The organism is Haloferax gibbonsii (genome assembly GCF_001190965.1).
Classification (GTDB): Archaea; Halobacteriota; Halobacteria; order Halobacteriales; family Haloferacaceae; genus Haloferax; species Haloferax gibbonsii.
This window is the reverse complement of record NZ_CP011947.1, coordinates 1,714,049-1,731,346: the sequence shown is the minus strand read 5'-3', so window position 1 is coordinate 1,731,346 and position 17,298 is coordinate 1,714,049. Positions and strand designations below refer to the sequence as shown.

20 protein-coding genes and 1 tRNA gene are annotated in these 17,298 nt (G+C 68.7%); 17 read left to right on the top strand and 4 right to left on the bottom strand.

Features of this window, described 5'->3' with window-relative positions:
• Position 1: 1 nt before the first annotated feature.
• On the bottom strand, positions 2-715 hold the full coding sequence (gene pyrH / locus ABY42_RS09005) for a UMP kinase (protein ID WP_004976409.1): 714 nt from the start codon (positions 713-715) through the stop codon (positions 2-4).
• A gap of 93 nt (positions 716-808) precedes the next feature.
• Between pyrH and ABY42_RS09000 the strand changes: the two genes are divergently transcribed.
• The 4 genes from ABY42_RS09000 (at position 809) to ABY42_RS08985 (ending at position 4,115) form a co-directional block, all read left to right on the top strand.
• On the top strand, positions 809-1,153 hold the full coding sequence (locus ABY42_RS09000; protein WP_050459241.1) for a hypothetical protein: 345 nt from the start codon (positions 809-811) through the stop codon (positions 1,151-1,153).
• A 24-nt stretch (positions 1,154-1,177) separates the two neighbouring features.
• A complete protein-coding gene (locus tag ABY42_RS08995; protein WP_050459240.1) occupies positions 1,178-1,963 on the top strand; it encodes a molybdopterin synthase in 786 nt (261 codons plus the stop codon).
• Positions 1,964-2,270: 307 nt separating this feature from the next.
• A complete protein-coding gene (locus ABY42_RS08990; protein WP_008096551.1) occupies positions 2,271-2,516 on the top strand; it encodes a DUF7123 family protein in 246 nt (81 codons plus the stop codon).
• Between the two features lie 459 nt (positions 2,517-2,975).
• Positions 2,976-4,115, top strand: a complete 1,140-nt coding sequence (locus tag ABY42_RS08985) for a site-2 protease family protein (RefSeq protein ID WP_050459239.1) — start codon at positions 2,976-2,978, stop codon at positions 4,113-4,115.
• 27 nt (positions 4,116-4,142) lie between these two features.
• Here ABY42_RS08985 and thiL read toward each other — a convergent pair whose 3' ends face one another.
• Positions 4,143-5,033 (bottom strand): thiamine-phosphate kinase, encoded by an 891-nt coding sequence (gene thiL / locus ABY42_RS08980; RefSeq protein ID WP_050459238.1) that lies wholly within the window; start codon positions 5,031-5,033, stop codon positions 4,143-4,145.
• Between the two features lie 166 nt (positions 5,034-5,199).
• Here thiL and ABY42_RS08975 point away from each other — a divergent pair, with 166 nt between their 5' ends.
• From ABY42_RS08975 to ABY42_RS08930, 10 genes are all read left to right on the top strand, one after another.
• Positions 5,200-6,228, top strand: a complete 1,029-nt coding sequence (locus tag ABY42_RS08975; RefSeq protein WP_004976416.1) for a lysylphosphatidylglycerol synthase transmembrane domain-containing protein — start codon at positions 5,200-5,202, stop codon at positions 6,226-6,228.
• Between the two features lie 115 nt (positions 6,229-6,343).
• On the top strand, positions 6,344-6,799 hold the full coding sequence (locus tag ABY42_RS08970; RefSeq protein ID WP_004976418.1) for a 30S ribosomal protein S19e: 456 nt from the start codon (positions 6,344-6,346) through the stop codon (positions 6,797-6,799).
• A gap of 105 nt (positions 6,800-6,904) precedes the next feature.
• Positions 6,905-7,270 (top strand): DNA-binding protein, encoded by a 366-nt coding sequence (locus ABY42_RS08965; RefSeq protein ID WP_004976420.1) that lies wholly within the window; start codon positions 6,905-6,907, stop codon positions 7,268-7,270.
• Between the two features lie 3 nt (positions 7,271-7,273).
• Complete coding sequence (locus ABY42_RS08960) at positions 7,274-7,864, top strand: DUF7411 family protein (RefSeq protein ID WP_004976422.1); 591 nt, start codon at positions 7,274-7,276, stop codon at positions 7,862-7,864.
• Positions 7,865-7,938: 74 nt separating this feature from the next.
• Positions 7,939-8,844 (top strand): EamA family transporter, encoded by a 906-nt coding sequence (locus ABY42_RS08955; RefSeq protein WP_050459237.1) that lies wholly within the window; start codon positions 7,939-7,941, stop codon positions 8,842-8,844.
• 132 nt (positions 8,845-8,976) lie between these two features.
• The gene (gene hisS, locus ABY42_RS08950; RefSeq protein ID WP_050459236.1) at positions 8,977-10,272 is read left to right on the top strand and encodes a histidine--tRNA ligase; all 1,296 of its coding nucleotides are present in this window, start codon (positions 8,977-8,979) and stop codon (positions 10,270-10,272) included.
• A gap of 117 nt (positions 10,273-10,389) precedes the next feature.
• The gene (locus ABY42_RS08945; protein ID WP_004976425.1) at positions 10,390-10,857 is read left to right on the top strand and encodes a universal stress protein; all 468 of its coding nucleotides are present in this window, start codon (positions 10,390-10,392) and stop codon (positions 10,855-10,857) included.
• A 69-nt stretch (positions 10,858-10,926) separates the two neighbouring features.
• Positions 10,927-11,820: a tRNA pseudouridine(38-40) synthase TruA gene (gene truA / locus ABY42_RS08940; RefSeq protein ID WP_004976426.1), complete on the top strand. Its 894-nt coding sequence runs from the start codon at positions 10,927-10,929 to the stop codon at positions 11,818-11,820.
• A gap of 64 nt (positions 11,821-11,884) precedes the next feature.
• Complete coding sequence (locus ABY42_RS08935; RefSeq protein WP_004976428.1) at positions 11,885-12,532, top strand: HAD family hydrolase; 648 nt, start codon at positions 11,885-11,887, stop codon at positions 12,530-12,532.
• Positions 12,533-12,640: 108 nt separating this feature from the next.
• The gene (locus ABY42_RS08930) at positions 12,641-12,988 is read left to right on the top strand and encodes a hypothetical protein (RefSeq protein ID WP_050459235.1); all 348 of its coding nucleotides are present in this window, start codon (positions 12,641-12,643) and stop codon (positions 12,986-12,988) included.
• A 12-nt stretch (positions 12,989-13,000) separates the two neighbouring features.
• Here ABY42_RS08930 and ABY42_RS08925 read toward each other — a convergent pair whose 3' ends face one another.
• Positions 13,001-14,338, bottom strand: a complete 1,338-nt coding sequence (locus ABY42_RS08925) for a M28 family metallopeptidase (RefSeq protein ID WP_050459234.1) — start codon at positions 14,336-14,338, stop codon at positions 13,001-13,003.
• Positions 14,339-14,476: 138 nt separating this feature from the next.
• Between ABY42_RS08925 and ABY42_RS20165 the strand changes: the two genes are divergently transcribed.
• The 3 genes from ABY42_RS20165 to ABY42_RS19360 all read left to right on the top strand — a co-directional run bounded on the left by ABY42_RS20165 (position 14,477) and on the right by ABY42_RS19360 (position 17,084).
• A complete protein-coding gene (locus ABY42_RS20165; RefSeq protein WP_013035426.1) occupies positions 14,477-14,632 on the top strand; it encodes a DUF7563 family protein in 156 nt (51 codons plus the stop codon).
• Positions 14,633-14,716: 84 nt separating this feature from the next.
• Positions 14,717-16,516, top strand: a complete 1,800-nt coding sequence (gene pepF / locus ABY42_RS08920; protein ID WP_004976432.1) for an oligoendopeptidase F — start codon at positions 14,717-14,719, stop codon at positions 16,514-16,516.
• Positions 16,517-16,910: 394 nt separating this feature from the next.
• Positions 16,911-17,084 carry a hypothetical protein gene (locus tag ABY42_RS19360; RefSeq protein ID WP_156224364.1) on the top strand — a complete coding sequence of 58 codons (174 nt, stop codon included), beginning with the start codon at positions 16,911-16,913 and terminating at the stop codon, positions 17,082-17,084.
• A 78-nt stretch (positions 17,085-17,162) separates the two neighbouring features.
• Here the strand turns inward: ABY42_RS19360 and ABY42_RS08915 are convergent.
• Positions 17,163-17,236 (bottom strand) — tRNA-Lys (locus ABY42_RS08915).
• Between the last annotated feature and the right edge of the window lie 62 nt (positions 17,237-17,298).

The window sequence follows — 17,298 nt, the reverse complement described above, 5'->3', positions numbered from 1 at the left end:
CTCAGGGGGCCCAGTAGGTCGGTTCGTCGCCGCCCTCGGGGATGATGTCGGTGCCCGTGTGCTCGCCGCGGAGGACCGCCGGCGTGATGCGGTCGGGGTCCGTGCCGTCGAGGACGATGGTGCGCATCTTCGCGCGCTCGATGAGCTTCGCGGCGAGGAGGTCGACCGGAGCGGACGAGCCGGCGTTCATCTCGATGTCGCCGATGACGTCGACGAGTTCCGCGGCGGTCATCTCCTCGAACTTCGTCGCGTCGGGGTCGGTGTTCGGGTCGGCGCTGAAGACGCCGTCGACGCTGGTCGCGTAGACGAGCAGGTCGGCGTCGACGTACTCGGCGAGCGCGGCCGCGACGGCGTCGGTGGTCTGGCCGGGCATGACGCCGCCCATCACCGATATGTCGCCGCGTCGGATGGCGTCGCCGGCGTCCTCGTAGTCGTGGGCGACCTTGGGGTCGACCTGCGAGCCGAGCGCCGCGATGAGCAGGCGGGCGTTGATTCTGGTCACGTCGATGCCGATCTGGTCGAGTTGAACCTCGTTCGCGCCGAGGTCGCGGGCGGCACCGATGTAGTCGCGGGCGACGCCGCCGCCGCCGACGACCGCACCGATTTCGCACCCGTCTCGCGCGAGCGTTTCGACGACGGAGGCGTGACCCTCCACGCGTCGGGCGTCGAGGTCCGGCGCGAGCACGCTTCCGCCGATGGAGATGACGACTCTCATTGCACACGGATATCCGTGAGCGCATCTTAAGGGTTATCAAGTGCGAGACGCCCGTGTCGGGGGGTTTAAACCACTCTCGCGGCGACTACCGGTATGCGACTCGTCACCGTGGAGACGGTCACGCTCATCGTCGTCGGCTGGGTGCTCGCCCTCGGGGCGATTCTCGCCCGCCACCGACGCGGCGAGTTCGACCGGCGGACCGTCTTCAACTGGGCGTTGGTGGCCTGTTTTTCGGTCGGCTGGGCGCTCTGGCAGTTCGACACGTTGCCCGCGACGGCAGACACGCCCATCGGCGCGGCGGCCCCGTGGCTGGCGACGCTCCTTAGTCTGGCCGGCGTGGCCCTCGCCGTCCACCTCTATCGGACCCGCCCGCGCCCCGAGGCGGACGAGGCGGAGCCGCCGGTCGAGTCTGACGAGACCGGCACGGAGCAATCTTAAACCGCCGCGGGCCGTCCTTCGGGTATGCACGTCCTCGGAATCGTCGGCGCGGGCGCGACGACGCTCTGCGATCGACTCGCCGCGCAGTTGGACGGCCGCGTCGCCACCGTCGAATCGCTCCCCGAGAGCGCGACCGAACCGAAGTCGACAGACGGTGCCGCCGCCGCGTACGGGCTCTCGCCGGACGGCAACTGGGTCGGAACCGGCGACGACCGCGACCTCGACGGCCTCCTCGACGACCTCTCGGCGGAGTACGACTACGCGCTCCTCTCGGGATTCCCCGACGCGCGCGTCCCGACCGTCGCGCTCGCGGGTGCCGACGCGGCGAACGTCGTCGCGGAGGTCGAAACGGCCGACGCGGCGGACGTGGGGTCCCTCGCCGCCGAAGTCGACTCGCACGAACCGCACGTCACGCTCGAAACGCTGGTCGAGCGCGCGAAGGCGGACCCGCTCGAAGTGTACGCCGGAGCGATTGCGACGTTCACCGGACGGGTGCGCGCGAAGGAGTCCGAGGACGACGACCCGACGCTCAGCCTCGAATTCGAGAAGTACGACGGCGTCGCGGAGTCGAAGATGGCCGCGATTTCGGAGGAACTGGAGGCGCGCGACGGCGTCCTCCGCGTCCTCATGCACCACCGGGTGGGCGTCGTCGGCGACGGCGAGGACATCGTGTTCGTCGTCGTCCTCGCCGGCCACCGGCGAGAGGCGTTCAGAACGGTCGAAGACGGTATCGACCGCCTGAAAGACGAGGTGCCGATATTCAAGAAGGAGACGACCACCGACGAGGAGTTCTGGGTCCACGACCGCTGAGGCGGGGCGGATTATTCAGAATACGCGGATAGTCGTGAAGGCGCGAAAATCGGCCGATATTGCGGATGTTGTTGCCGCAAAATGCGGCGTCTGAAGGGGCAAAACGGGGCGTATTTGCCCCCATATATTCAAAATATGATTTGCAGAAAGGATTCCTCAAAACCGGTTCTAAAAGATCTAAGCCGATTTCGAAGATTCCTAAAATGTACCATTTGAGTCGATTCAGGCTGAAAGCGGCCGAACTAATTCTAACGGACCTTCCTTTATAACAGGTGATGGGCCATTAGGTGGAAGTGAGGTGTACCAGATGAGCGCAACAGTATCCCCCTCCACCGACAGTGGCTCCAAGGAAGACCGCCTCAAGCAGTACCTGCTCGACCGTGCGAAGGACGGCGAGATGTACTTCAAGAGCAAATTCATCGCCGACGACGTCGGCCTGTCTCCCAAGGAAATCGGCGCACTGATGGTCAAGCTCCGCGACTCCGCGACGGACCTGACCATCGAGAAGTGGTCGTACACGAGCGCGACCACGTGGCGCGTCGAGACCGCCTGAAACCCGCATTGCCCGCCCCGGTCCCGACCGACGCCAGCGCAACACCGCGCACCGCCCGGACGGTCCCCGGACGAACTGAACGCGGCCCTGAAACGACCCACAGCCCCACAGCCCACACCGAGCGCGCTCGGAACCCAAGCCGAGACGTGACTCAACTGCCCGACTGCCCGACTACCCGACTGCCCGACTGCCCCGCTCGGTTCGTGACGCCGACGAACCGATGTCCCTCCCGCGGCGCAGCGTAACCGAACCCCCGCGTAACCCGCTGGAACGGCCTCCACCACACTCCCCCGGTGACGGCCCGCCCGCTCCGCGGCGACGACCGCACGTTTTCGCCGACGCTCCGGATTCTCAAGTTGGTCGCAGACGCCCGGAGCGAGAGCCGTCTCGATCGCCGCCGTCGGCTCAGAGACGGGTCCGTCACGGGGTTTATGAACGTCCCGCGCCTACCTGCCGTCGATGGAGCAGCCCGAATCGGCGGACGGACCGCCGGTGGAAGCACTTCGCGCCGTCTTCGACGTTCACGAAGTGCGGTCAGACGGTCGCCGACGAATCTACTACGGCGAGTCGCTCGTCCCCGAGCAGATGCTCGTCCGCGAAATCTGGCCGTCGTTCCGGGGGGCCGGCTACGACGTGCAGGCGCAGGTCGGCGACCTCGGACAGACTGACGTGGTCATCGTCGAACCGGCCTCGCAGGGCGTCGAGGGCATCCCGTGGAAGAACATCACGCTGTTCGCGCTGACGGTTCTCTCGACGCTTTTCGTCGGCGCGTACGCGTGGTATTACATCCCCCTGTCCGACATCGTCGCGAACCCGCTCGTGTTGCTTCGGGCGTGGCCGTTCACCGCCGCCGTGCTCGGCGTCCTCTCGGTCCACGAACTCGGCCACTACGCGGTCGGCCGGTACCACGGCGTCAACGTCTCGCTGCCCTACCTCATCCCGTTTATCTTCCCGTTCGGCACGCTCGGTGCCATCATCCGCATGCGCGGCCAGATGCCCGACCGGAAAACGCTGTTCGACATCGGCGTCGCCGGCCCGCTCGCCGGGCTCGCGGCGACCGTCGTCGTCACCGTCATCGGCCTCTCGCTCGAACCGATGACCGTCCCGAGCCGGGTCCTCGCGGGGTCGGGCGACGTCATCGTGTTCAACAATCCGCCGCTCCTCGACGCCATCGCGACCGTGCTCGGTCGGCCGACGGAGTACGCCGACCCCCGGACCGTCGTCCACCCGGTCGTCATCGGCGGCTGGGTCGGGATGTTCTTCACCGTCCTCAACCTGCTCCCCGTCGGCCAACTCGACGGGGGCCACATGGTCCGGGCGATGCTCGGCGAGCGCCAGGAGTCGCTCGCGGCGGCCGTGCCGCTCGTCCTGTTCGGCATCGCCGGCTACCTCCACTACGTTCGCGGCCTCGGTCTCAACCAGTCCGTCGGCCTGTGGTTCTTCTGGGGACTGATGTCGACGTTCATCGCCTACAACGGCCCGGCGAAGCCGATAGACGAGACGCCGCTCGGGCCGGCTCGGATGGCCGTCGGCCTGTTCACGTTCGCCCTCGGTGCGGCGTGTTTCCTTCTCGTGCCGGTGCAGGTCATTCCGGGCTGAGGCGCGACGGCGGAGAAAACGGCGACGCTATCCGTCGCCGTGGGTGTAACCGCGGTCCGGTACGGGCTCGCCGTCGGCGACGACGGCGGCCTCGGTGGATTCCTCAACGACGCTCCCGACGACCGTGAGCGGCACGTCAGTCGTGGCTCGGGCGTCCGCGAGCGCCGACTCGGGGAGCGTGAACACGAGTTCGAAGTCCTCGCCGAAGAACGCCGCGAGGTCGCGTCTGTCGTCGGAATCGGTCGCCACCTCGGCGACGCCGTCGTGGACCGGGAGCGCGTCGAAGTCGAGTTCGAAGCCGCAGTCGCTGGCCTCCGCGAGCTGGTGGACCGAGCGGGCGAGGCCGTCGCTCGAGTCCATCATCGCCGTGGCCGACCCGCGGAGGGCGACGCCGGCGGCGACGCGGGGCGTGAACCGAAAGAGGTCGTTGGCGCGGTCAGTCTTGCCCGCCTCGAACAGGCGGACGGCGGCGGCAGACCTGCCGAGTTCGCCCGTGACGCAGAGCAGGTCGCCCGGCTCCGCGCCCGAGCGGCGAACCGGGTCGTCGGTGCGGCCGATGGCCGTCGTCGCCGTCGTGAACTCCCGGTGGGTGTCGAGGTCGCCGCCGACGTACGCCGCGCCGACCGCCTCGCACACGTCCCGCGCGCCCCGGACGAAGTCGCCGAGCTCCGTCTCGTCGAGTTCGACGGCGGCGTAGGCGGCGACGGCGCAGGTGGCGCTCGCGCCCATCGCGGCCACGTCAGAGAGGGACGCGCCGACGGCGCGCCAGCCGGCGGTGTAGCGGGTCGTCCCCGCGGGGAAGTCCGTCGTCTCGTGGAGCATGTCGGTCGTGACGACGAGGTCGTCGACGACGGCGGCGTCGTCGCCGGCGTCCGGCAGGTCCGCGGCGAGCAGTCTGAGGGCGGCGCGCTCGTCCATATGCGGACGTGTCGGGCGGAGCGGAAATGTCCATCTATCCGAAAGTGAGCGGCGGTGTCGCCGACCGGGGGAGCGCGACCGAATCCGCGACGGTGGCGACGCGAGACCTGTTTCTCGGCCGTCGAATCCGGTGACTTAATGCCCGTCGTAGACGCATCCCCAGCAAATGGCCCGCGAGAACCTCCGCGCGACGGTGCTCGGTTTCGCAGCGGCGGTCGTCGTCTTCGCCGTCCTGTTCTACTTCGCGGGCGTGGACGAACTCGTCGACAGGGTGACGATGGCCGAGCCGACCTATCTGGTCGCCATCCTCGCCATCACGCTCGTCTGGCTCGTCGCGTGGGGCGCGTCGCTGAAGACCGTCCTCGGCGTGCTCGGCGTGAACGTCTCGACCGTCCGCTCGTTTCTCATCTTCACGGGCGCGACGTTCTCGAACAACATCACCCCGTTCGGACAGGCGGGCGGCGAGCCCGTGACGGCGCTCCTCATCTCCCGGAGCGCCGACACCGAGTACGAGACCGGACTGGCCGCCATCGCCAGCGTCGACACCATCAACTTCGTCCCCTCGATCACCATCGCGCTCATCGGCGCGGGCTACTACGCCACCGAAGTGACGCTCGGCCGCAACCTCGAAATCGCGCTCGTCGCCGTCATCGCCCTCGCCGTCGGCGTTCCGGCGGCTGTCTACACCGCGTGGAAGCGCCGCTACGGTCTCGAACGCCGGCTCATCGGTGCCCTGACGCCGTTCATCCGAACCATCGCGCGATACGTCCCGCGGGTGTCGGTGCCCACGAACGACGGCATCGAGCGCCGCATCAACGGCTTCTTCCGCTCTATCGAACGCGTCGGCCGGAACCCGCGGGGGCTGGCGGTCGCACTCGGCCTGTCGGGGTTCGGCTGGTTCTGCCAGATGGTCGCGCTCTGGGTGGCGTTTCACGCCATCGGCGCGCCCATCGCCTTCTCCATCGCGCTGTTCGTCGTCCCCATCGGGGCGATAGCCGGCGTCACGCCGCTCCCCGGCGGCGCGGGCGGCATCGAGTGGACGCTCGCCATCCTCGTCGCCGCCGCGAGCTCCGCCGTCTCGTTCGACGTGGCGACCGCGGGCGTCGTCGTCTTCCGGGGGTTCGTCTACTGGGTGCCCGTCGTCCTCGGCGGCCTCGTGATGAGCACGGAGAGCGCGCGCGGGTGGCGGTCCTGACGGCGCGGACGCGGGCTGTCGGCCCGGCAGACGCCGGTCGGGGCGCAGGAGCCTCCAACCGCCCGTATCGGGCGAATACGATGCCTTTAAACGCCGCGATTATGAACCAATAGCCATGGTAACCATCTATGACGTCCCGGCGGACGCCCTCATCGAAGAGGTCGCCGGACGACTCGAGGACCGTATCGAGCAACCCGACTGGATGGCCTTCGCGAAGAGCGGCCAGACCCGCGAACTCCCGCCCCAGCAGGACAACTTCTGGTTCGTCCGCGGCGCGAGCCTGCTCCGCAAGGTCGCCATGAACGGCCCCGTCGGTGTCGACCGCCTCTCCACCGAGTACGGCGGCCTCAAGCGCGGCTCCAACCGCTACAGCGTCTCCGGTGCGCACAGCGACGCCGGCAGCAAGAACATCATCCGCACGCTCCTCCAGCAGCTCGAAGAGGAAGGCCTCGTCGAGACCGCCAAGGGCGAGGGTCGCCGCATCACCGCCGAGGGGACGAGCTTCCTCGACAACGCCGCGTCCGACGTGCTCTCCGACCTCGACCGTCCGGAACTCGAACGCTACGCGTAGAGCCGCCGACACACACCGAGAGTTCTTCTTCGACGGCGGATTCCCCGAGAGCCGTCTGTATGCGGGTCCGTAATGGTTTTCAGACATCGGACCGTGCGCTAGGGTATGAGTGGCAGTCCCGACGATGAGCGACTGGAGGAGCTTCGAAAGAAGAAGATGCAGGAACTCCAAGAACAGCGGGGCGGCGGCGGACAGGGCTCCGCCGAGCAACAGCAGGCCGAGGAGGCCGCCCAACAGCGCGCCGAACAGCAGAAACAGGCGCTTCTCAAACAGCACCTGACCGACGAGGCCCGCCAGCGCCTCAACGCGGTGCAGATGTCCAAGCCGGACTTCGCAGAGCAGGTCGAGCGCCAAATCGTCGCCCTCGCCCAGAGCGGACGCATCCAGGGCCGCATCGACGACGACAAGATGAAGGCGCTCCTGAAAGAGCTGCAGCCCGAGTCGAAGAGCTTCAACATCCGACGCCGGTAACACGTGGAACTCGCGCTCCTCTACAGCGGCGGCAAGGACTCCTCGCTCGCCGCGCTGCTTCTCGATACCTTCTACGACGTGACGCTCGTGACCGCCCACTTCGGGGTCACGGAAGACTGGACGCACGCCCGCGACGCGGCGGCCGAACTCGGCTACGCCTTCGAGACGCTGGAACTCGACCGCGAGGTCGCGGCGCAGGCCACCGCCCGCATGGTCGAAGACGGTTACCCCCGCGGCGGCATCCAGCGCGTCCACGAACACGCTCTCGAAGCGGTCTGCGGCCTCGATTTCGACGCCGTCGCCGACGGTACCCGCCGCGACGACCGCGTCCCGTCCATCTCCCGGGCGCAGGCCCAGAGCCTCGAAGACCGCCACGGCGTCGATTATCTCTCGCCGCTTTCGGGCTTCGGCCGCGGCGCGGTCGACCGCCTCGTGGAGTCGCATCTCGACGTGGAAACCGGTCCGTCCGAGGAGATTCCGAAGGCCGACTACGAGGGCGAACTCCGCCGACTCATCGCCGCCGAACACGGGCAGGCGGCGGTCGACGAGGTGTTCCCGGACCACGTCCAGAGCTACGTCCACGGTCGGCGCTGAGGACGCCTCGTCCGGGACTCGCCGGCTCGCTCCGTATCGCGTCGTTTTTTACCCCGCCGCGCGCCGGATGAATCATGGACCCCGGCATCGCCTACTCCGTTCTCGCCGCGTTCGTCTGGGGCGTCTACATCTTCGCCCTGAAGCGGTACTTTCCGGGGTACTCCGGCGCGGTCATCACGGTCGTCGTCAACGTCTTCGCCGTCCTCCTGTACCTCCCGGTCACGGCGGTGACGTACGACCCCGCGACCGTGCCCTCGCTGGCCGAACTCGGCGCGACCGGCGTGCTGATCGTCGCCGGCACGGCCGTTCTGGTCGGCGTCGCGTTCATCCTGTTCGTCGACGCGCTCGCCGCCGGTGACGTGTCCTACGTCGCGCCCATCAACAAGCTCGTCCCGGTGTTCGTCCTCCCCATCGAAATCCTGTTTCTGAACCAGTTTCTGACCGGATTACAGGTCCTCGGCGTCGCGGTCGCCACCGTCGCCGTCTACGTGGCGAACTACGAGGGTGGGGCGTTCCTCGACCCGCTGCGGCGCGCGGTCCGCTCGCGGCCCGCCCAGCTCGCGCTGGCGAGCGCGGCCTGTTACGCCGCCAGCGACGTGGGAAAGCGCGTCGCCCTGCAGGAACTCGGCATCCCGACGAGCGTGTTCGTCCCGGTGCTGTTCACCGGCGCGGCGCTCGCCGTTCTGCCCGTCGCGGCCCGCAACTGGACGAGCGTTCGCGGCGACGTTCCGAAGTTCGTCGCGGCGGGCGCGCTGGTCGCCGTCGGCGAGCACGTCACCTCGACCGCCTTCGGACTGGTGCCGGCGAGCATCGCCTCGCCCATCGTCAACACGCAGGCCATCGTCGCCGTCGTCCTCGGCGGGGTCGTCCTCAAGGAGTCCCAGTTCGGCCTCCGCCTCGCCGCGGCCGTCCTCGCGGTCGCGGGCGTCTCGCTCATCGCCCTCGGCGACCTCTCGGCGCTCGCGGCGCTGGTCGGGTAATCGGTCGCGGCTCGACGAACCGCACCGCGCCGGCGACTCGACAGCGAACCGACGGCGAACCGACAGCGAACCGACGACCGCTCGCCGCCCCGAACAACAGGTTTCAAGCGCGACCTTCGCCAACCAACGCGCATGTACGACCGACTCAAGGGATTTCGTGACTTCTATCCCGGCGAGATGTCGGCCCGGCGCGAGGTCGTCGACACCGTCGAGACCGCCGCCGCCCGCTACGGCTTCCGCGAAATCGGGACGCCCCACCTCGAACGGACCCAGATGTACGTCGACAAGTCCGGCGAGGAAATCGTCGAGGAGCTGTACGCCTTCGAGGACAAGGGCGGCCGCGAGGTCACCCTCACGCCCGAACTGACGCCGACGGTCGCCCGGATGGTCGTCGCCAAACAGCAGGCGCTGTCGAAGCCCATCAAGTGGGTCTCGACCCGACCGTTCTGGCGCTACGAACAGGTCCAACAGGGCCGCTTCCGCGAGTTCTACCAGACCAACGCCGACATCTTCGGCTCCTCGGAGCCGGAGGCCGACGCCGAGATTCTGGCCTTCTGTGCAGACGCGCTGACGGACCTCGGCCTCACCGCCGACGACTTCGAGTTCCGCGTCTCCCACCGCGACATCCTCGGCGGTCTGCTCCGGTCGTTCGACGCCGACGTGGACGTGGCCGACGCGGTCCGCGCCGTCGACAAGTCCGAGAAGGTCGAACGCGAGGAGTACCTCGGCCTGCTTTCGGACGCCGGCCTCTCGTACGACCAGGCCGGCGAGTTCGCCGACCTCATCGAGCGCGGCGACCTCGACGAAATCGCCGAGTTCGGCGGCGACGACGTCGAGGCCGCGGTCGAGAACCTCCGGAACGTCCTCGCCGCCGCCGACGACTTCGGCGCGGGCGAGTTCTGCGAGGTGTCGCTTTCGACCGCCCGCGGGCTGGACTACTACACTGGCGTCGTCTTCGAGTGCTTCGACTCCACGGGCGACGTGTCGCGGGCGACCTTCGGCGGCGGCCGCTACGACGACCTCATCGAGTCGTTCGGCGGCCAGCCCACCCCCGCCGTCGGCGTCGGCATCGGCGGCGCGACGCTCCAACTGCTCTGCCAGCGCGCCGGCGTCTGGCCCGAGGAGGAACTGGCGACCGACTACTACCTCCTCACCGTCGGCGACACCCGCGCGGTCGCCTCCGACATCGCCCGCGACCTCCGCGCCGCGGGCAACGTCGTCGAGGCCGACGTGTCCGACCGGAGCTTCGGCGCGCAGATGTCCTACGCCGACTCCGTCAACGCCGACACGGTCGTCATCGTCGGTGAACGCGACCTCGAAAACGGCGAGGTGACGGTCAAGGACATGGCGAGCGGCGACCAGACCACCGTCCCCGTCGACGACTTCCCCGGCGACCGCGACGCGCCGACCTACGAGGACTACGAGTAGCGAACGCCGGCTCGCACCGGGAAGTCCGGTCCTCGTACCGGCCGACTCCCGCCGGATTCTCGCGACCCGGAACCGGCGCACGCTCTTTTGTTCCCGCCCGTCGTACAGACGAGTGACATGTACGACAGGATTCTCGTCCCGCTCGACGGGAGCGCCCCCGCCGACGAGGCGCTCGACCGCGCCATCGACCTCGCCGCGACGGCGGACGCGACGGTGTACGCACTCTACGTCGTCGACGAACGCGTCCTCCACGCGACCCAACTCGACGCCGGCGGCCTCGTCCGCGCCTACGAGGAGGAAGGCGAGCGCATCGTCTCCGAGGCCGTGGAGGCGGCCGACCCGGTCGGCGTCGAGGTCGTCACGGCCGTCGAACACGGCTCGCCGCACCGGGCGATTCTCCAGTACGCCGAGGAGGTCGACGCGGACCTCATCGTGATGGGCACCCACGGCCGCCGGGGCATCGAGCGCTACCTGCTCGGGAGCGTCACGGAGCGCGTGCTCCGGATGGCCGACGTGCCGGTGCTCACCATCCGAAGCGAGGACTCCCCGGTCGAAGAGGAGGAGTCGCTGGACGCAGACGCGTAGTCACAGGACGACCGGAGCCGTCGAACCGGGTTGGAGTCGGTTAAGTAGTCCGCCGGGAAATCAGCCGGCATGCGCGCCTTCCGCGTCGCCTACGACGGACGCCCGTACCACGGGTTCCAGCGACAGCCGGACGTGCCGACCGTCGAGGACGCCCTCTTCGACGCCTGCCGCGCGCTCGGCGTCTGCGACGACGACGAGGAGCCAACCGACTACGCCGCCGCCGGGCGGACCGACGCGGGCGTCTCCGCGCTCGCCCAGACCGTCGCATTCGAGTGTCCCGACTGGTGTACGCCGCGGGCGCTGAACTCGGAGCTACCGGGGACGGTCCGAGCGTGGGCCGCCGCCGACGCCCCCGACGACTTCCACGCCCGGCACCGACCGACCCGCCGCGAGTACGTCTACGACCTCCACGCCCCGAGCGACGGATTCGACGACGACCGGGCGCGAGACGCGTTCGACGCCTGCCGCGGCGAACACGACTTCCACAACCTCACCCCCGACGCCCACGGGACGGTCCGGGCCATCGACGGCGACCTGACCCGCGACGGCGACTTCCTCCTCGTCCGCGTCGAGTCCGGCGGCTTCGCCCGCGAACTCGTCCGCAGACTCGTCTCGCTCGTCCGCGCCGTGGGGTCGGGCGCGGCCCCGCCGTCGAAGGTGGACGACGTGCTCGGTCCCGACCACCTCGCTGGCCCCGAGGGCGTCCCGGCCGCGCCGCCGACCCCCCTGCTTCTCACGGCGGTCGACTACCCGAACGTCGAGTTCGACGTGGACTCGATGGCCGCCGAGAGCACCGCCGCGGCTTTCGGCGAGCAGGCCCTCGCGGACCGCATCGGCTGGCGCGTCGGCTCGCGCATCCGCGACGGGGTCGAGCGGGCGGGCGACCTCGGTGACGGGAACGCCGACGCCACCGACGACGACGGCGGCGTCGGGGGGAGCCGCGGGGGCACAAGGAGTCAATAGCCCTCCGGAGCGGTTGGGGTCGCACATAGTAACGTTATCCTGGCCCGGGTGCGAACCCCCGACCATGTGCTACGACGCTGTCATCTTCGACAACGACGGCGTGCTGACGAAGCCGACGCTCCTCGAAGTCCAGCGGGAGGCGGTCAGACGGGCGTTCGCCGAGTTCGACGTCGAGCCGACGACCGAGACGGTCGACGGCGTCATCAACGGCGGACTCACGCGCCTGCGCCGCATCTGTGCGGTCCACGACGTGCCGGTCGACGACTTCTGGTCGCACCACGAGAGTCACGCCGCGGCGACCCAGCGGGCGTGTCTGGAAAACGGGACGAAGCCGCTGTACGACGACGTGGTCGCCCTCGACGACATCGACCACCCGCTGGCGGTCGTGAGCAACAACCAGCACGCGACCATCGAACACATCCTCGACGTGTTCGACATCGACGACCGCTTCGAGGTGGCCTACGGCCGCGACCCGACCGTCGAGGGCGCTCGGGTGAAGAAGCCGGACCCCCACTACATCGAGCGCGCGATGGGCGAACTCGGCGTCGACTCGGCGCTCTACGTCGGCGACAGCAACGTCGACGTGGTCGCGGCCGACCGCGCCGGCATCGACTCGGCGTTCATCCGCCGACCCCACCGCGACGGCTACCAGTTGGCCGCCGAGCCGACCTACGAACTCGACTCGCTGGACGAACTGCTCGCGGTGTGCTGACGGCCGGAGGAGCGACCCTCCGCCGCGGCCCCGTGCCACGCGCCCGCCGCAGCCCTACACCGCCTATCGACCAGTAGACACATCACGCGGCTCGCCGTCGGCTCACGCATGGACCGGTCCGCCGCGTGGGACGCCACCCTCCGCATCGTCTTCGGCCTGTTTATCATCGGAATCGGCAACGCCGTCGGCGGCTTCCTCGCCAGCACGACGGGCATCGCCGGCCTCGCGCTCTACCTCCTCGTCGCCGTCCCGACGTTCGTCTACGGGATGTACTACGTCGTCATCGGGGCCGGGATGGTCGTCGAGGCCGCGACGAAAAGCGCGCTGTCGAAGGCCGACCTGACGGTTGAGGTCGCAGACGGCGAGGCAAACGGGCGCGACGGCTCGGGCGGCGACCGCGGCGACGACCCCAGCGGCGACCGGGCCGGCGGCTCCGAGCCGTCCGCGGACGACTGACCGGCGCTACTCCTACTCCCAGCCGTCGGGCCAGATGCCCGCGGCCTTCATCCCCGTCTCGAAGTCGGCGTCGCGGAACGCCGCGGCGAGTTCGTCGTCGTCGAGCCGCGGTATCTCACCGTCGGCGGCCGCCGCCGCGAGTTCGCGGACGATGAGCGCGGTCAGCATCCCGTGTTCGCGGACGTTTCTGTCGTCGACCTTGTCGCGGGTGTCGGCGTGGGTGTGGCCCCACCCGCGGCCGCGCTCGCCGCTCTCGCTCCTGAGCTGGAGCGCCGGGACGCCGGCGCGGACGAACGGCCACTGGTCGCTGAAGGGGTGCGGCTCGGGTTCGATTTCGACCGGGTGGCGCGTCTCGTTTCCGACCCGGGTGGCTACCTCGGCGGTCGCCTCGGAGGTGTGGCTGTGGGCGACGAGGTCGCGGAACCGCCCCGCGCCGTCGACGTTGACGACGGCGGCGACCCGGTCGAGGTCGAGGCGGTCCGCGAGGTGCTCGGAGCCGGTCAGCCCGAGTTCTTCCGCGCCGACGCCGACGACGCGGACGCCGAGGTCGAGGTCCATCTCGGAGAGGAGTCGCGCCGCGGTGACGACGACCGCGATGCCGCAGCCGTTGTCGAGCGCGCCCTCGGCGATGTCGTGGGCGTCGAAGTGGGCGCACAAGATGAGTTCGCGGTCGGTGTCGGGGCCGACTCGGCCCTCGACGTTCCGACTCTCGCCGGGCGTCGTCTCGGCGTCGACGGCGAGGGTCGCCTCGCCGCCGCGGGTCGCGTAGTCGGTCAACCACGACCCGGTCTCCGCGCTCACGCCGACCGCGGGAGCGGCGGCCTCCTCGTCGTAGCGGAGCGCCCCGGTCGGCGGGAGTTGCCCGGGGACGTGGTTGACGAAGACGAAGCCGACCGCCCCGGCGTCGATTGCGTAGTTGAACTTCTCCATCCGGTGGACGAACCGGCCGCCGGCGGGGGTCGTCGTGCTGGCGACGGCGAGCGCGCCGTCCACGTCGGCGGCGTCGATTTCGCTGGGCGTGCCGTAGCCGACATCCACGAGTGGGCCGGAGACGGTCGCCGGCGGGGCGTACGGGAGCGCGACGGCCTCGAAGCGCCGCTCGTCGGGGGCGGTGAGGTCGAGCGCCGTGTCGCCGCGAGTCCACCGGGCCATCTCGAAGGGGTCGAACTTGACGCGCTCGACGCCCGCGTCGGTGAAAGCGTCGGCGACGAGCGTGCTCGCGCGACGGTCGCCCGGCCCGCCGGCCATCCGGTCGCCGATGGCGGTCAGGTCGGTGAGGAACGCCCACGGGCGGTCGTCGACCCACGTCCGGGCGAACGCCTCGCGGACTGCGGGGGAGAGGTCGTCCATGGGGCTTCCACACGCCCGCCGGTCAAAGTGGTTTGCGCCGCCGGAACTCGCCGGGCGAGCCTCGCATCCGATTCCGGTGTCGGCTGGCGAAAATCGCCCATAACATCTAACTCAGTTGACGTGGTACGCACGACCGCCATGCCTACATGTCAGAACTGCAATTCTTTCGTCACGGAAGGCTACGTCAGGGTGTTCGCCCCGGAGGGCATGGACGCCCCCCGCGTCTGTCCGCACTGCGAGGATTTAGTCCGGGACGGCTCGCAGGTCCGAGAAGCGAGAGCGACCCGACACTAACCGCGACGCGACCGCCCTCCTCGACCCCGCTTCGCCCGTCGATTGATAAGGCTTACCACCCGCGCGTGCGTCGAATCACCCGACATGAGTTCGGTTCCCGAGCGGAGCGACATCGACGAGGAGTACAAGTGGGACCTCGACAGCATCTACGCCTCCGACGAGGAGTGGGAGGCGGCGTACGAGGACGTCGCAGAGCGCGTTCCCGAGCTGGCGAGCTACGAGGGCCGCGCCACCGAGGACCCCGAGACCCTCCTCGAACTCCTCGAGACGATGGAGTCGGTGCTCCGCGAGGTGTCGATGGTCGTCTCCTACGCGAACCTCCGCAGCAGCCAGGACACCCGGAACCAGGAGTACCAGGCGCAGGCCGGCCGCGCCGAGGCGCTGGCGTCGAAGGCCCGCAGCGCGGTCAGCTACCTCGACCCCGAACTGCAGGAACTCGGCCGCGACGGCGTCGCCGAGTTCGTCGAGGAAGAACCCGAACTCGACGCCTACGAGCACTACTTCGACGACGTGCTCCGGACGAAAGAACACACCCGCTCCGCGGAGGTCGAAGAGGTCCTCGCCGACCTCTCTGACGTGACCGGCGCGTCCAGCGACATCTACTCCATGCTGGCCAACGCCGACCTCGAGTTCCCGACCGTCGAAAAGCCCGACGGGACGTCGGTCGAAATCACGCAGGGCAACTTCACGAAGCTCCAGAAGCACCCCGACCGCGAGTTCCGCCGGACCGTCCACGAGGAGTTCTACGACCGCTGGGCCGACGTGCGCAACGCCGTCGGCACCTCGCTGAAAAACAGCGTCAAGAAGGACGTGAAGACCGCGCGCATCCGCGACTACGAGACCGCCCGCGAGGCCGCCCTCGACGGCCCCAACGTCCCGGTCGAGGTGTACGACAACCTGCTCGACACCGTCCGCGACAACCTCGGGCACCTCCACCGCCACGCCGAGTTGAAGCGCGAGGCCATCGGCGCGGACGAACTCCGGATGTGGGACCTGTACGTGTCTCTCACCGGCGACCACGGCCCCGAGATTCCGTACGAGCAGGCGAAGGAGTACATCGTCGAGGCCGTCGAACCGCTCGGCGAGGCGTATCAAGAACGGATGGCCGAGGGGCTCGAAGACCGCTGGGTCGACGTGTACGAGAACCGCGGCAAGCGCTCCGGGGCGTACTCCGCGGGCACCTACGACACCCAGCCGTTCATCATGATGAACTACCAGGACGACGCGGCGTCGATGTTCACGCTCGCCCACGAACTGGGTCACTCGATGCACTCCGAACTCGCCAACGACGCCCAGCCGTGGCACGACGCGAGCTACGAGATTTTCACCGCCGAGGTCGCCTCCACGGTCAACGAGACGCTCCTGACCGAGTACCTCCTGGAGAACGTCGACGACGACGAGCTCCGGACGCACGTCCTCGACGAGTACCTCGAACGGTTCCGCTCGACGCTGTTCCGCCAGACGATGTTCGCCGACTTCGAACTCCAGATTCACGAGATAATCGAGGACGACGGCGCGCTCACGCCCGACCGCTTCGACGAGCTGTACGGCGACCTGAAGGCGGCGTACTACGAGCCCGCGGCGACCGACGACCGCATCGCCCGCGAGTGGATGCGTATTCCGCACTTCTACTACAACTACTACGTCTACCAGTACGCGACGGGTATCTCCGCGGCGGCGGCCATCGTCGAGCGCATCCGCGAGGAGGGCGAATCCGCCGCTGCGGACTACCGCGAGGCGCTCGCGCTCGGCGGCAGCGAGTACCCACTCGACGTGCTCCGAACCGCCGGCGTCGACATGACCGAGCCCGAACCCATCGAGGACGCGATGTCGGTCTACGCGGAGTTCCTCGACGAGGCCGCGACGCTCCTCGACCTCGAATAACCCCAAGAGCCGCGGGCGGCCGCAACCGACCTGAGCGAGCGTGGCCTGCCCGGACGCGCTGTCGGTGCGGACGTCGGACTCGCCGGTTCCGTCGCGAACGTCTTCGGGCGCTCGGTCGCCCCCTGCCACCCGTCGGCGGCTGCCACGGGGCGGAGGATGTTCGCCGCTTCCGGACTGCGACCGACTGCGCCGACGACGTGAGCGCACAGTGTCGCCCGCGCGGGGACGCGTCAGCAGTGTGGGCGAACTGCACGTCCCATTCGCGAGTTCCGAGGATTCTCGCATGAACACGGGGCGACGGTTATCGGCCGTGTCCGAATTTCGCACGGAACTGTGCGTCTGCCAGAACATTTGTGTGGTTGGATGAGTAACACGTTTCGGGGGGCTACCAGACGTGGCAGAAGAGTATCTAACGCTAACTTTGGACGAGGCGACGGGGGTCGACGAGGTGGTGCTCGGCTTTCGAAAAGACGGGGAGTTCTACGAGCTCATCAGTCTCGAGCCGCCGGTGGAGGCGGAAATCAGGCAGCGAGAAGACGACGCGACCGGTGAGGATAGCGAAGCGTAGCTTTACGTTCCGCGCGACTCGCCACCAGATTCGACGACTCCAGAGCCGTTGCACTCCGCACGAAGTCCGTCGCAGAAACGGGCTGGGAGGGACTTGAACCCCCGACCGTCTGGTTAAAAGCCAGACGCTCTGCCTAACTGAGCTACCAGCCCTCGGAGTTTCTTTAAGTGGGGATACTGATAAGCGTTTATTTTCACAGCCCCCGCCTGCTTTG